The 15090-nt window shown below is 58.5% G+C and carries 10 protein-coding genes; 4 read left to right on the forward strand and 6 right to left on the reverse strand.

Annotation, left to right across the window (positions count from 1 at the left end; all coding sequences use genetic code 11):
• Nucleotides 1–53: 53 nt before the first annotated feature.
• Nucleotides 54–4007 carry a trifunctional transcriptional regulator/proline dehydrogenase/L-glutamate gamma-semialdehyde dehydrogenase gene (putA, locus tag ALO64_RS12065; RefSeq protein ID WP_044343216.1) on the reverse strand — a complete coding sequence of 1318 codons (3954 nt, stop codon included), beginning with the start codon at nt 4005–4007 and terminating at the stop codon, nt 54–56.
• A gap of 448 nt (nt 4008–4455) precedes the next feature.
• Here putA and putP point away from each other — a divergent pair, with 448 nt between their 5' ends.
• Nucleotides 4456–5943: a sodium/proline symporter PutP gene (gene putP / locus ALO64_RS12070; RefSeq protein ID WP_044295616.1), complete on the forward strand. Its 1488-nt coding sequence runs from the start codon at nt 4456–4458 to the stop codon at nt 5941–5943.
• Nucleotides 5944–6041: 98 nt separating this feature from the next.
• Here the strand turns inward: putP and ALO64_RS12075 are convergent, their stop codons facing one another.
• Nucleotides 6042–6713 carry a polysaccharide lyase family 7 protein gene (locus ALO64_RS12075; RefSeq protein WP_004654467.1) on the reverse strand — a complete coding sequence of 224 codons (672 nt, stop codon included), beginning with the start codon at nt 6711–6713 and terminating at the stop codon, nt 6042–6044.
• Nucleotides 6714–7028: 315 nt separating this feature from the next.
• Here ALO64_RS12075 and ALO64_RS12080 point away from each other — a divergent pair, with 315 nt between their 5' ends.
• On the forward strand, nt 7029–9167 hold the full coding sequence (locus ALO64_RS12080) for a two-component system response regulator (protein ID WP_044343217.1): 2139 nt from the start codon (nt 7029–7031) through the stop codon (nt 9165–9167).
• Nucleotides 9168–9200: 33 nt separating this feature from the next.
• Nucleotides 9201–9725 carry a M48 metallopeptidase family protein gene (locus ALO64_RS12085; RefSeq protein WP_044343218.1) on the forward strand — a complete coding sequence of 175 codons (525 nt, stop codon included), beginning with the start codon at nt 9201–9203 and terminating at the stop codon, nt 9723–9725.
• 16 nt (nt 9726–9741) lie between these two features.
• Here ALO64_RS12085 and ALO64_RS12090 read toward each other — a convergent pair whose 3' ends face one another.
• Complete coding sequence (locus ALO64_RS12090; protein ID WP_002551759.1) at nt 9742–10038, reverse strand: winged helix-turn-helix domain-containing protein; 297 nt, start codon at nt 10036–10038, stop codon at nt 9742–9744.
• Nucleotides 10039–10108: 70 nt separating this feature from the next.
• Nucleotides 10109–10567 carry a GNAT family N-acetyltransferase gene (locus tag ALO64_RS12095; protein WP_002551760.1) on the reverse strand — a complete coding sequence of 153 codons (459 nt, stop codon included), beginning with the start codon at nt 10565–10567 and terminating at the stop codon, nt 10109–10111.
• Nucleotides 10568–10794: 227 nt separating this feature from the next.
• On the opposite strand from ALO64_RS12095, the gene ALO64_RS12100 reads away from it, so the two are divergent.
• A complete protein-coding gene (locus ALO64_RS12100; RefSeq protein WP_002551761.1) occupies nt 10795–11550 on the forward strand; it encodes a substrate-binding periplasmic protein in 756 nt (251 codons plus the stop codon).
• On the opposite strand, the gene yccS is transcribed toward ALO64_RS12100, so the two are convergent.
• Nucleotides 11513–13693, reverse strand: coding sequence for a YccS family putative transporter (gene yccS / locus ALO64_RS12105; protein ID WP_044343219.1), 2181 nt, complete (start codon nt 13691–13693; stop codon nt 11513–11515). The genes ALO64_RS12100 and yccS overlap by 38 nt on opposite strands.
• Nucleotides 13694–13829: 136 nt before the next feature.
• Nucleotides 13830–15008 carry a BaiN/RdsA family NAD(P)/FAD-dependent oxidoreductase gene (locus tag ALO64_RS12110; protein ID WP_044343220.1) on the reverse strand — a complete coding sequence of 393 codons (1179 nt, stop codon included), beginning with the start codon at nt 15006–15008 and terminating at the stop codon, nt 13830–13832.
• Between the last annotated feature and the right edge of the window lie 82 nt (nt 15009–15090).

Here is a 15090-nt window from a genome sequence, read left to right on the forward strand (position 1 = left end):
CCAGCGTGGGAATGCCTTTCTTGACGCTCTGCGTCATCTGTTACCTAGCGGCATCAGCCGATCGTCATCAGGCTCGCATTGCCACCCGCCGCCGCGGTGTTGACGCTCAATGCCCGCTCTATCACCAGACGTTCCAGCGGCACGTTGGTTTCGCCGTGGGACAAGCCATTGACGCCGACGATTGCACCGCTGCGTTGTGCGATCTGCTGGCAGATGGCGCGTAGCTGATCGGAATCGCCGTGGTGCAGGACGGCGTCGATAGCGACTTCGTCCTTGGTCCAGTCAGGGATCAGCTTGATGCGTGCCTGAACGTCCTTTGGCAGACGAGCGCGCAATGGCTTGCTGATGTCTGTTTCCGGCCACACGGCAGAGCTGCCGACAGCCAGCACGGCCGCCAGTTGAATCAGCAGGTCGTTCTCGTCATCCGCCAGGCAAAGCACGTGTTCACGCGGCAGAATCGCATAGCCGTTGCGCTCGCCGGTCGGCCCCGCCAGCTGGCGAGTGATGCCGCTTTGCGATTGCTCGGCGTATTGGCTGCACAGGGCATCCAGATCGCTTTGCTGATTACTGGCTGCCCAGGCCTTCAAGGCTTGCAACGGTTTGTTGAGGATGTCACGCAGGCGGGTGTCCGGAGCAGACAGCGCATCACTGCGCACGAACGATTTCTCGATGGCATCCTGCGGACGCGTCGACAGCAGGCGGTACAGGTACAGCGGGCCACCGGCTTTAGGGCCGGTACCGGACAAGCCTTCGCCGCCAAATGGCTGGACGCCCACCACAGCACCGACGATGTTACGGTTTACATAGACGTTGCCTGCGTTGACGTTGTCGATGACCTTGGCGATGGTCTCGTCGATGCGGGTATGAACACCAAGGGTCAGGCCGTAGCCGGATGCATTGATCTGGTCGATCAGCAGGCCCAGTTCCTTGCGCTTGTAGCGCACCACATGCAGCACCGGGCCGAAGATTTCGCGTTGCAGCTCATCGAAGCTTTCCAGCTCGATCAGGGTCGGCATCACGTAGGTGCCACGCTTAAGCTCCGTGCTGTCGGCAATGGCCACCTGATAAACCGTACGGCCTTTGTCGCGCATGGCCTGGATGTGTTTTTCGATACCCGCCTTGGCCTCGGCATCGATCACCGGGCCGATGTCCACGGACAGGCGCTCCGGGTTGCCGAGGCGGCTCTCGGCCATCGCCCCCTTGAGCATTTCGATGACGCGGTCCGCAGAGTCTTCCTGCAGGCACAGCACGCGCAGTGCCGAGCAGCGTTGCCCGGCGCTGTCGAACGCCGAAGAAACCACGTCGATGACAACCTGTTCGGTCAGCGCCGAAGAGTCGACGATCATCGCGTTCTGACCGCCGGTTTCGGCGATCAACGGGATGGGGCGGCCCTGCGAGTCCAGGCGACCCGCCACGTTGCGTTGCAGCAGGCGGGCGACTTCAGTGGAACCGGTGAACATCACGCCTTTGACGCGTTCGTCGCCGACCAGCCCGGCACCTACGGTTTCACCGCGCCCCGGTAACAATTGCACCACGCCTTCCGGGATGCCGGCTTCAAGCAGCAGGCGCACGGCCTGGGCGGCAATCAACGGTGTTTGCTCGGCCGGTTTGGCCAGCACCGGGTTTCCCGCAGCCAGTGCAGCAGCGACCTGACCGCTGAAAATTGCCAGCGGGAAGTTCCACGGGCTGATGCAGACCACCGGCCCCAGCGGACGATGGGCGTCGTTGGTGAAATCATTGCGCGCCTGTACGGCGTAGTAACGCAGGAAGTCGACGGCTTCGCGCACCTCGGCGATGGCGTTGGCGAAGGTCTTGCCCGCCTCGCGGACCAGCAGGCCCATCAAGGGCTGGATGTCGCTTTCCATCAAATCGGCAGCACGTTCCAGAATTGCGGCGCGTTCGGCAGGCGGTGTTGCCTGCCAGATCGGGCCAGCGCTCAAGGCGCACTGGATGGCGTTCTCGACATCCTGCAGCGAGGCTTCCTGAATATGACCGACCACATCACGCAGGTCCGATGGGTTCAACGCGGCAGTCAGTGTGCCTGCGCTGGCCGGGCAGCCGAGCATGGGGGCAGCTTTCCAGTCATTGTGCGCTGTGGCGAGCAGGGCCGAGGACAGCGAAGCCAGACGATGCTCGTTGGCCATGTCGATGCCGCTGGAGTTGGCGCGCTCGGTGCCATACAGGTCGCGCGGCAGCGGAATGCGCGGGTGCGGCAAGCCAAAACCGCCTTCCTGTGTTGCCATGCGTTCGATCTGGCTGACCGGGTCGGCCACCAGTTCCTGAATGGAGATCGAATGGTCGGCAATCCGGTTGACGAACGACGTGTTGGCACCGTTTTCCAGCAGACGACGGACCAGATAGGCCAACAGCGTTTCATGCGTGCCGACCGGAGCGTACACGCGGCATGGACGGTTCAGCTTGCCATCTGCGACCTTGCCTACGACCTGCTCGTACAAAGGCTCGCCCATGCCGTGCAGGCACTGGAACTCATACTGACCTGGGTAATAATTCTGCCCGGCGATCTGGTAAATAGCCGCCAGGGTGTGGGCGTTGTGTGTGGCGAATTGTGGATAAATGACTTCTGGTGCCGCCAGCAGCTTGCGGGCACAGGCGATGTACGAGACGTCGGTGTACACCTTGCGCGTGTACACCGGATAGCCTTCCAGACCTTCGACCTGGGCGCGCTTGATCTCGCTGTCCCAATACGCGCCCTTGACCAGACGGATCATCAGGCGGTGACGACTGCGCCGAGCCAGATCGATCACGTAATCGATCACATAAGGGCAGCGCTTCTGGTAAGCCTGAATCACGAAGCCAATGCCGTTCCAGCCAGTGAGCTGCGGTTCGAAGCACAGGCGCTCGAGCAGATCCAGTGACAGCTCCAGACGATCAGCCTCTTCGGCATCGATGTTCAGGCCGATGTCGTACTGCTTGGCCAGCAGGGTCAGCGACAGCAGGCGCGGGTACAGTTCTTCCATCACGCGCTCGTACTGGGCGCGGCTATAGCGCGGGTGCAGTGCCGACAGCTTGATGGAAATGCCCGGGCCTTCGTAGATACCGCGGCCGTGGGAGGCCTTGCCGATGGAGTGTATGGCCTGCTCGTAGGACGCGAGATACTTCTGCGCATCATGCTCGGTAAGCGCCGCTTCACCCAGCATGTCGTAGGAATAGCGGAAGCCCTTGGCTTCAAAACGGCTGGCATTGGCCAGGGCTTCGCCGATGGTTTCGCCGGTGACGAACTGCTCGCCCATCAGGCGCATGGCCATGTCGACGCCCTTGCGGATCATCGGTTCGCCGCTCTTGCCGATGATGCGGCTCAGTGAAGAAGTGAGGCCTGCCTCATTGTGAGTGGCGACCAGCTTGCCGGTCAGCAGCAGGCCCCAGGTGGCAGCGTTGACGAACAGCGAGGGGCTGTTGCCCAAGTGCGGCTGCCAGTTGCCGTTGCTGATCTTGTCGCGAATCAGGGCATCGCGCGTGCCCTTGTCCGGAATGCGCAGCAACGCCTCGGCCAGGCACATGAGTGCAACGCCTTCCTGCGAGGACAGCGAAAATTCCTGCAACAGGCCTTGAACAATGCCAGCGCGGCCGCCAGCGCTTTTTTGGTTGCGCAGCTTTTCGGCAATAGACGCGGCCATCTTGTTGGTGGCTTCGGCAACAGGTGCAGTCAGGCGCGCCTGCTCCAGCAGCATCGGCACCACTTCCTGCTCGGGGCGGCGGTAGGCGGAGGTGATGGCCGCCCGCAGTACCGACTGCGGTTGAATGCTCTCGGCAAAATCCAGGAAGCATTGCAGGCCTGTGTCTTCCGCCACTTCGCCTCGGTCTTCGCTGTCTTTGCCAGTCGCGCCATTGAGCTCCAGCAAGGTTGCACCACTCTCCAGTTTTTCCAGGTAATTGAAAATCGCCTGCTTGATCAACCAGTGCGGTGTGCGGTCGATCGAATGGGCGGCGGCTTTCAATCGCTCGCGGGTCGGGTCGTCAAGTTTGACGCCCAGAGTAGTGGTGGCCATGTGTTGTCCTCATTATAGCCACGCAACGGTGGCATCGGCTTTGGCGAAGATTAGCGCTGTGACGGGGTCAGGTGCAACCGAGTGCAACCCTGTTTCGATAATATTTTGTGACATTCCCGGCAAGTGACCCGCAAAAGTGCTGCTTTGCTCAGAGCTGGTGCGCGATTGTTTGTAGAGAGGGTCGAAAGCGCCCTAAAATGGCGCAGAAAAACGCCTTTATTGGTTTTTTTGTAACAGGTGCAACTTGCACGGTGAAATGGGTTGCACCTTGTTTGGTTTGTTTGATAGGATTCATTCCCGCGGTGCAACCGCCAGTCGTTGATTGCCGATCCTTGCGGAGCGATCAGTCAACGCGGTGTCGGGTGCAAAAGCACGGATGCGCCGTATATCGGTCGCTATTCCCTTTGGCATCGGGTGCCAACATAAAAACAATGCCAAGGCAGAACTCATAAGTGTCAGTAACCCTACCTTGATCACGTTTGTGATCTATATAGCGGCAATGGTCTTGATCGGCTTGATGGCCTATCGCTCTACCAACAACCTTTCGGATTACATCCTCGGCGGGCGCAGCCTGGGCAGCGTGGTAACAGCGCTTTCAGCAGGGGCCTCGGACATGAGCGGCTGGCTGTTGATGGGGTTGCCGGGGGCTATCTATATGTCCGGCCTGTCGGAAAGCTGGATCGCCATTGGTCTGATCATCGGCGCCTACCTGAACTGGCTGTTCGTGGCCGGTCGTCTGCGTGTGCAGACCGAGCACAACGGTGACGCGCTGACCCTGCCGGATTACTTCAGCAGCCGCTTCGAAGACAGCAGCGGCCTGCTGCGCATCATCTCGGCCATCGTGATTCTGGTGTTCTTCACCATCTATTGCGCCTCGGGCATCGTTGCGGGCGCGCGTCTGTTTGAAAGCACCTTCGGCATGTCCTACGAAACCGCCCTGTGGGCCGGCGCTGCGGCTACCATTGCGTACACCTTCGTCGGTGGTTTTCTGGCCGTGAGCTGGACCGACACCGTACAAGCCACGCTGATGATCTTCGCCCTCATCCTGACGCCGATCATCGTCCTGCTGGCAACAGGCGGGGTCGATACCACCTTCCTGGCCATTGAAGCGAAAGATCCGACCAGCTTCGACATGTTCAAGAACACGACTTTCATCGGCATCATTTCCCTGCTTGGCTGGGGACTGGGTTATTTCGGTCAGCCGCATATCCTGGCGCGCTTCATGGCGGCTGATTCGGTCAAGTCGATTGCCAGCGCCCGACGCATCTCCATGGCCTGGATGATCCTGTGCCTTGGCGGTACTGTGGCGGTAGGCTTCTTTGGTATCGCTTACTTCTCCGCGCACCCGGATGTGGCCGGGCCGGTGACCGAGAACCCGGAGCGGGTCTTCATCGAACTGGCCAAGCTGCTGTTCAATCCATGGATCGCCGGTGTATTGCTGTCGGCCATTCTGGCTGCGGTGATGAGTACGCTGAGTTGCCAGTTGCTGGTGTGCTCCAGCGCGCTGACCGAAGACTTCTACAAGGCTTACCTGCGCAAGGGGGCTTCGCAGCTTGAGTTGGTGTGGGTCGGGCGTGCGATGGTGTTGCTGATCGCTGTCATTGCCATTCTGCTGGCCGCCAATCCCGAGAATCGCGTACTGGGGCTGGTGAGCTATGCCTGGGCAGGGTTTGGCGCTGCATTCGGCCCTGTGGTGCTGATATCTGTGCTGTGGAAAGGCATGACGCGCAATGGTGCGCTGGCTGGGGTAATAGTCGGCGCTGCGACTGTCGTACTCTGGAAGCAGTTCAGTACCCTTGGCCTGTATGAAATCATCCCGGGTTTCATCCTTGCCAGCATTGCCATCGTGGTATTCAGTCTGATCGGCAAGCCTGCGTCTGCGTCCATGCAGACACGTTTCCTGGCGGCTGAGCAGGAGTTCAAAGCCAACCGCTGATAATGCTGCTTGAATAACCGATGAAATGAAAAGCGGCCCGCACTTTCTGCAAGTGCGGGCCGTTTTTTTGATCGTTTGATTCAAGGCCTGCGTGCGACTCAGCTCTTGTTGTGATCAATATCCAGATTATAGAACGTGGCCTTGCCGCCTTCCGAGGTATACCCGGTGTTGTCCTGGGTATAAACACCGGCTTTGAAATACAAAGGCTTGTCGCGCCAGGTCTCGCTGATGCGCTTGCTCCAGTCGGTGTCGTTGACACTGACAGTCAATTTTCCACCCTTGCTCAGGTGAATGACGTAACTGAATGTCTGATTGAGCTTCACACCTTCGACTATCTTATAGACCTTGCTTTCGTCGTCATCGAAACGATTGCGAACTTTCGCAACGATGTCTCCGGTCTTGGTGTCTTCCTTGTATTGATACTCGACTTTCAGAAGAGGCTCGGTGCTCTCGTAGGCATGTATCTGGCCGATCACGATCTTGCCGGAAGAGGGCACCTGATCGACTTCCAGTTTAGCGTTCAGATAGTTGTCCGCGTCGGGATATACCCAATTGTGCAGTGATCCATCTGACCATGTTTCCCGTAACTCGCTGCGTGAATATTTGGCGTTTTCGGTTTTGGTCCCGGTCACCGGAGACCAGAACACAATGGAGTCCGATTTTGATTTGAAGTATTTGCCGTCATAACCCTTAACAAGCTGAGCGGTGGTAATGGTTTGGGGGGGGGAGCCCACTGGAATGCTGAGTTGGTACGATCCGAGATCAATCATGTTCAATCCTTCCGCGCATGTCTGTTTGCTACCAAGGGTTGGCCCCTAGCAAGAGGGTTTGAGCGCGTTTTATACGGATTGTAGGGCGATTTGTTAATTAAAAGTTGTCGAACCAATGACGTCAAAGTGCTGTCACTTTTCCTGCAGAGCAGAGTGTGCACGGCGTACAGGGAATGACCGTTAGTCGGGTAGATCGAACTTTGATGGTAGGGAAGGGGTGCCTTGCTTCTGCTTTTTGCGAGACGGGGCTAGAGTTATTCCAAAGTATGACGGTCGTCCTGAAACCCAGGCGTCATGCCCACATAGAGAAGCAGCATGGAACGCGTGCCAACACAGCCACATGATGGCTCTTCGGTTTTACTGGTTGTAGACGATTACCCGGAAAATCTGGTGACGATGTGCGCTGTTCTGCAAAGAACGGACTGGCACATTGTGACTGCGAGTTCAGGCATCGAAGCATTGACGGTACTTCTTGAGCAGGAAGTCGACCTGGTTCTGCTGGATGTGCAGATGCCGGGCATGGACGGCTTCGAAGTCGCTCGGCTAATGCGAGGCAGTCAGCGCACCCGTCTGACGCCGATTATCTGTCTCACGGCCAATGAGCAGACTCAGGATGCCGTGCAGAAGGGGTATGCGAATGGCGCGACGGATTACCTGTTCAAACCCTTCGACCCGAACGTTCTCAAGCCCAAGGTGCAGACCCTGCTTGAGCAGCAGCGTAACCGTCGTGCGCTGCAACAGCTCTCGCTGGAGCTTGAATCGGCCCGAGCGTTCAACGCGTCAGTGCTGGCCAACGTCGCCGAAGGCATTCTGGTCGTTGATGAGGCGGGCACCATCAGTTTTGCCAATCCCGCCATCTGCCAGTTGTTGAGCGCTTCGGTCGATCAACTGCGCGGTACGCAAGTGCTGGATTACATTATCGAACCGCAAGTGGGCGACTGGCTGGAGTCTGGCTTCTACAAGCACTATCGCAAGGCCGACACCTACCGGGTGCACGATGCCGTTCTGCGTACCGCACAAGGTACACAGTTGCCGGTTGCCTTGTCTTGCGCGGCGCTGCCTGCGGAGCAGAAGGCGATGGTGATGACGGTTCTGGATATGTCGGTAGTCCGTGATCTTTATCAGCAACTTGAAAAACAGGCCGTTACCGACGCTTTGACAGGCCTGCTCAATCGCCGCGGGCTTTATCAGGCCGTTGAAGGCATGCTCCTGCGAAAGGAGCAGACAGACAAATACCTGGTTGTGCTGTTCATGGACCTGGACGGCTTCAAGCAGATCAATGATGCGCTGGGTCATGACGCCGGTGATCAGGTATTGCTCTGGGTCGCCGAGCAGTTCAAGGACAGCATGCGCCCCTATGATGTTCTGGCGCGCATTGGCGGCGACGAATTCACGGTCGTGATCGATGGGCTTGATTACCCCGAACAGGCGGCCAAAATCGCCGAAAAGCTCATTGAACGGGTGTCGGGAAGACGCCAGGTCGACGGTGTCGATATCACCTTGGGTGCCAGTGTCGGTATTGCGACCTTTCCGGACTGCGGCTCGAATCTGGACGGTTTGCTGCGTGCGGCAGATATCGCCATGTACGAGGCCAAGCGTGCAGGGCGTCAGCAATACCGGTTCTACGACCAGAACATGAACGGACGCGCCCGCTCACGGCTGATGCTTGAGGAAAGCGTGCGCACGGCCATCGATGGCAAGGATTTTTCGGTGGTGTACCAGCCCCAGGTCCACGTTGCGGATGGCCGCCTGCGTGGTTTCGAAGCGTTGTTGCGCTGGCAGCATCCGGCGGTCGGCGAGGTACCTCCTGCACTGTTCATTCCCTTGCTTGAGGAGACCAGGTTGATCAACCGGCTAGGCAGCTGGATTTTCGATCAGGGTGCCGAACAGCGTCAGGCGTGGAGTCGGGTGTTTGCTGCCGATGTGGTACTGAGTGTCTGTGTCAGCCCCACGCAATTCTGCATGCCCAACCTGGCTTCGGAGCTGAAGCGTGCCATGGATCGCTTCGAGCTCAAACCAGGGCAGATCGAGGTGGAAATCACTGAAAGCTCTCTGGTGCATAACCTTACGCATAGCCATAAACAGCTGAAGTTGCTGCATGACGTCGGCGTGCGTATTGCGCTGGACGATTTCGGGACCGGCGAATGCTCGCTGTCGCACTTGCGCAATCTTCAGCTAGACACCTTGAAGCTGGACAGGCGTTTTGTCGCCAACATTGTCGAGTCCAGGCGCGAGGCGGCGATGGCCAGCAGCATCATCGACCTGAGTCGCAACCTCGATATGCTGGTTATTGCCGAAGGGGTCGAGACCCCCGAGCAATACCAGTGGCTGGCGGACAACGGCTGTCAGGTCATGCAGGGCTTTCTGATCGCGCATCCGATGGTGCCCGAAGACGCGCTGCGCTTCCCCGGGCACTTTGAGGTGGCAGGCTTGAGATCGAGTGGATTGCTGTAGAATGGCGTCTTTCGTCATCATGCAAAAGGCCCCATGACTGCCGCCAGCCATGCTCCGCTCAAATACCTGCAGGCCTATCCGCAGACCCTGCAGGATCAAGTGCATCAGCTGATTGCCCAGAACCGTCTGGCGGACTATCTGGAGCAGCGCTACCCTGAGCGTCATCAGATACAAAGCGACAAGGCTCTTTACGCCTACGCGCTGGCGCTCAAGCAGGATCACCTGCGCAACGCGCCGGCCATCAGGAAGGTGCTCTTCGATAGTCGCCTGGACCTGACCCATCGCGCGCTCGGGTTGCACACTAAAATATCCACAGTGCAGGGCGGCAAGCTCAAGGCAAGCAATGAAATTAGGGTAGCCGCCTTGTTCAAGGAAGCCCCTGCACAATTCCTGAAGATGATCGTGGTTCATGAGCTCGCACATTTTCGCGAGTCAGACCACAACAAGGCGTTCTACCAGTTATGCGAGCACATGCTGCCCGGGTATCACCAGCTGGAATTCGACCTGCGCGTCTACCTGACCTATAACGAGCTGCAGGCTTCGAACGGCAAGCTTTAAGCTCGCAACTGCCCTGCTAGGGATACCCGAGCACGGCCTTGATGCTGTTCAGGTTGCGGGCGATCCATGTTTTGTCGATGGCGCCCCAGTTGCGAATACGGTAATTGCCTGCGTGATTGCGGGCACCTTCCTGCTGTTCGAATTCACACACGATGTCCAGATCGGAGAGCGCGCTGATGGTGTCCTGCGCGGTGCGGCGTGGCATGCCGGTTACGGCGGTCAGTTCGGGTACGCTGCTGGCGAGCTTCGAATCAATCAGGTACGCCACGTACAGGCGGCGATAGAAACTGCTTTTGGTCTTGCTGACCTCCATCGACGAATCCCTTTTCAATGCTTTCAATGCTTTCAATGTGCAGCTTGCAGCTCAAGGCGTGCAACTGCTCTTAGTCCAGATCGCGGCGCATGCCGATGTGGGGGATGTCGTCTTCCAGGTAGACCTCGCCCACCGGGTTGAAACCGTAGCGGCTGTAATAGCCTTGCAGGTGGGCTTGTGCCGACAGATAGATGGGCTGGTCAGGCCATTTGCGTTCGGCGTTTTCCAGAGCCTGTTCCATCAGTTCATGGCCAATGCCCCGGCTGCGAATCGAAGGGGCTGTCACGACTCGCCCAATAGTGACGTCGCCGCCCTGCTGGATAGGGTCCAGCAAGCGCAGGTAGGCGACCAGCTTGTCTTCCTGCCAGGCCATCAGGTGGCAGGTATCGCCCGTCAGGTCCTGCCCGTCCACGTCCAGATACACACATTGCTGCTCGACCACAAACACCTCGGCGCGCAGTTGCAGCACGGCATACAGCTGCTGGATGCTCAACTCGGTGTGATGTTTGCAGATCCATTTGATAGACATGTCGCAGACTCGCAAGGAAACCAGAAGAGAAGTCTAAACGTATCCGCCGACATTCCCAATAAACGCTGTCAACGATGTGCGTACAGCTTTACTGAGCATGTTCTTCTTCCGGCTTGTCTACTGACCGCTTCAGGTCTTCAATTAAAAGCTGCTGGCACTCTCATGAGTGATGGTTTTGCTGCCGATAGGATTAAATCGGGTATACCGCCCTTTTCAGGAACCTGAGCATGTCGCAGTGGCTTCGAGCGGTTGGGTTGCTGGTCTTTTTGCTGATGGCGCATGCCAGTGCAGCCGAGAAACTGCGCCTCGTCGCTGACCCTTGGCCACCTTTTACCGATGCGCTGCTGCTCAACGGCGGACTTGCGACCGATATCGTCAATACGGCGTTGCGCCGCGCCGGATACACCACTCTGTATGAGCAAGTGCCTTGGGCGCGGGCAATGCTGGGGTTGAGTGAAGGGCGGCACGATGTTCTGATCAACGCATGGTTCAGCGAAGATCGCACAAAAATTGGTCAGTTTTCAGCCGAATACCTGCTTAATAGGGTGCGCTTCATCAAACGCAAGGAATCGGCTATCGAGGTTCGGAGCCATGAACAACTGCACAATTACATGATTGCGGTTGTACGCGGTTATGCCTATTCCCCTGCGTTTGACAGCGACAGTCTGCTCAAGAAGGTTCCCGTACAAAACTTCTCCACAGCCGTACGCATGCTCGCTGCCGAACGTGTGGACCTGACACTGGAGGACGAATACGTCGCTCGCTATAACCTGGCGATGGAGCCCGACGAGGTTCGCGACCGTGTCGAGTTTCTACCCGGCTCGTTGAGCGAGAACAGTCTGCATATTCTGGTCAGCCTGAAAAACCCTCAGCACGCAAAAATCGTCGCCGATTTTGATCGTGAAATTGCCGCCATGAAGGCCGACGGCACCTACGACGAGCTGTTCAGACTGCATGGGCTGCAACAGCCTCCGGAGCTTTGATCAGGTGGGCGGCAAGGGTGCGTAGCGGTGCCAGCTGGCGGCAGATCAAGGCTAGCTGAGCCTGTACCAGACGCTGGCTTTCGTCCATCTCTTCCGGTAGCTGTTCCAGTTGCGCGGCCAGTGCTTCCTCTGCGTCACTCTGTACGGCGACAGGTTTCTTCTCGGCCAGCCCTGCGGCGATTTCGTCGATACTGGCTGCCAGCGTAGCGCCGACGTTATCGATCAGGTGTTCGCGGACATCGCCAGGCAACTGTGTATCACGGTGCGCGCCGAGGCCGGAAAGGTAGCTCAGCAGCGTATGTGACAGGACCAGAAAGCGGAAACCGACATCGGCCTCCTTGCGGAAGTGACCGGGCTCCATAAGCATGTTTGCCAATGTGGTCGACAGCGCAGCGTCGGCATTGTGTGCGTTGCGTCGCGCCAGTCGATAGGCAAGGTCGTCACTCTTGCCCTTGGCGTACTGCTGCATGATCTGCCGCAGGTAAATGCTGTTGCAGGTCAGGGTGTTGGCCAGCACCTTGTTCAGGCGTCGTCCTTGCCAGTCCGGCAGGAACAGGAACACTGCGAGCCCGGCGATAAGGCTGCCCAGCAGGGTATCGAACAGCCGGGGCAGGAACAGGCCGTAACCGTCGCCGACCTGATTGAAGCAGAACAGCACCATCACTGTGATGGCGGCGGTCGACAGGGTGTAGCGCGTGGTGCGATTGACGAAGAACACCACACCGGCCAACACCGCGCACATCGATTGCAGAATCGGACTGGTAACCAGATCGAACAGTACCCAGCCGACCGTCAGACCTATTGCCGTACCAATGATCCGCTGGCCGAGTTTGCGCCGGGTGGCGCCGTAGCTCGGCTGGCAGACAAACACCGTGGTCAGGATGATCCAGTAGCCCTGTGACGGATGAATCAGGTGCACCATCGCATAACCGATGGTCAGCGCCAGCGGCAGGCGCAGGGCGTGACGGAACAGCAGTGAGGTCGGCGTCATCTGCAAGCGCAGGCGGGTCCAGACATCCTTGAGGTTGCGCGGCGAGCGGTCCAGCAGGCTGCTGTCGGTGGCATCGGCCACGGCGTCCGGGTTGCTGGCGTCGCTGATCAGGCGATCCAGTGTGCCGAGGTTGGCAGCCAGCGCACGCAGCGAACGCAACAGGCCACGCCACGCAGGGTTGCTCTGGATGCGCAGGTGTTCCAGAGAGGCGTGCAGGTCCTCCATGGCTTCGGCGAAGCTTGGGTCGTATACGAACGGCTGACGCAACTGGATGGATTCTGACAGGGCCTGACAGGCAACGCCCTGTTGACGCAACAGGCGCTGGCAGCGGAACAGCACATCGCTGTGGAAAAAGGCGTCGGCCAGTGAGTTGTAGGGGTAGTGCGACGAGCTGGCGCGCTCGTGGATGTCCTGGGCGATGAAATACAGCTTCAGGTAGCGGCTGACTTTCGAACCGGGGCGGCCGCTGCCAACGCGGTGCAGGATGATTTCCTTGGTGGAGTTCAGCGCGGCGACCACTTTGCCATTCTGCTGCGCCAGTTCCAGACGACGGGCCTCTACATTGAGTGTGCGGATCGGCTCAAACAGCGTCGACTTGAGTTTCAGGTACTGCCCCAGCTCACGGAACAGCCGGGCCAGCGCCTGTTGCACCGGTTGGTTGGAAAACAGCATCTGCCACAGCACCGACAGCAGGCCGTACCAGGCTGCACCCGCCACCAGCAGCATCGGCTCATGCCAGAAGTCCAGTACCTCACCGCCGCGCTGATCGACGCCGATCATGGTGTAGACCGAGAGGATCAGCGTGCCATAGGCAATCGCGCCATAGCGTTCGCCCAGCGCGCCGAGCATGGTCAGGCAGAAGCTGGCCAGCGCCAGTGAGCAGACAAACAGCCAGGGGTAGGGGAAGAGCAGTTCTACGGCGAGTGCGGCAACACTGAAGCACACATTTAGCCGGCCTTGCCAGCTATCGTCAGTCTCTGCCAGTGCGCAGGCAATAATCCCCAGAAACAGCGGGATCAGCAATGCCATCTCGTTTTGGTACCAGCACAGCGCCATGCTGCCGGTCAGTGCGATAAAGACTCGAACGCTATAGCTGAATTTATCCAGCGCCCACAATCGACGGAATGTATGACGGAGAGATTTCGATGCCATGGGTAAGCTGACGGCCCTGTTCGCAATTGATCAATTCTGCAGGAGGATATGTACAGACCAAACGACTGACTGTACATCCGCTTGGCAAAATTTATACCGGTTTGCAGTGTCGCGATGTTACGCCACGCGCACTACGTCACACGTACTGCGCCGCTGCGTAGGCCGAGGCCCATGCCCACTGAAAGTTGAAGCCGCCCAGATGACCGCTCACGTCGAGTACTTCGCCGACGAAATAGAGGCCAGGGGATTTCAGCGACTCCATGGTCTTGGACGACACTTCACGGGTATCGATACCGCCCAGCGTCACTTCAGCGGTGCGATAACCCTCGGTGCCTGCCGGGACCACCTTCCAGCTCGCCAGTTTTTCGGCGATGTCGGACAGTTCGGCGTGGGTGTACTGCTTCATGGGCTTGGACACGAACCAGTGTTCGGCGATCAGGTTGGCCATCTTCTTGGTGAAAATCTCGCCCAGCAGGGTTTTCAACTCGCTGTTGGGACGCTCGGCCTGTTGCTGACTGAGCCAGGTGGGCACATCGTGATCGGGCAGCAGGTTGATTTCCACGGTGTCACCGGGCTGCCAGAACGAAGAGATCTGCAGGATCGCCGGACCACTGAGGCCGCGATGCGTGAACAGGATGTTTTCGCGGAAGCTGGTGTCATTGCAACTGACCAGGCAATCCACCGATGTGCCTGAAAGCTCTGTGCACAGCTCCTTGAGCTGATCGGTGATGGTGAACGGCACCAGGCCTGCGCGGGTGGGCAGCAGCGTGTGGCCGAACTGCTTGCCGACCTGATAGCCGAAACCGGTTGCGCCCAGCGTCGGGATCGACAGCCCGCCCGTGGCGATAACCAGCGCCTCGCAATTCAACGTGCCCAGCGTGGTTTGCAGGCTGTAGCCGTATTCGGTTTTGTCGATCTGCTGCACGGAAGTGTCCATGTGCAGGCTGACACCGGCCTGACGGCATTCCTCCAGGAGCATTTCCAGAATGTCGCTGGACTTGTTGTCGCAGAACAGCTGGCCGAGTTTTTTCTCGTGATACGGCACGCCATGTTTGGCGACCATCGCAATGAAATCCCACTGGGTGTAGCGCGCCAGCGCCGATTTGCAGAAGTGCGGGTTCTGCGACAGGAAATTGGCCGGCTTGGTGTACATGTTGGTGAAGTTGCAGCGTCCGCCGCCGGACATGAGGATCTTCTTGCCAGGTTTATTGGCGTGATCGATCAACATCACCCGGCGCCCGCGAGCGGCAGCGGTGAACGCACACATCAGACCTGCGGCGCCAGCGCCAATGATTACAACGTCAGTAACGGGCACAGCGTGGTTCCTCGATCTGTAGGTCACGATCGTTCCCGTGCTCCGCGCTAAGCTATATACAAGCCTGTTTTTGATTCTGGCC

The organism is Pseudomonas meliae (genome assembly GCF_001400515.1).
Lineage (GTDB): Bacteria > Pseudomonadota > Gammaproteobacteria > Pseudomonadales > Pseudomonadaceae > Aquipseudomonas > Aquipseudomonas amygdali.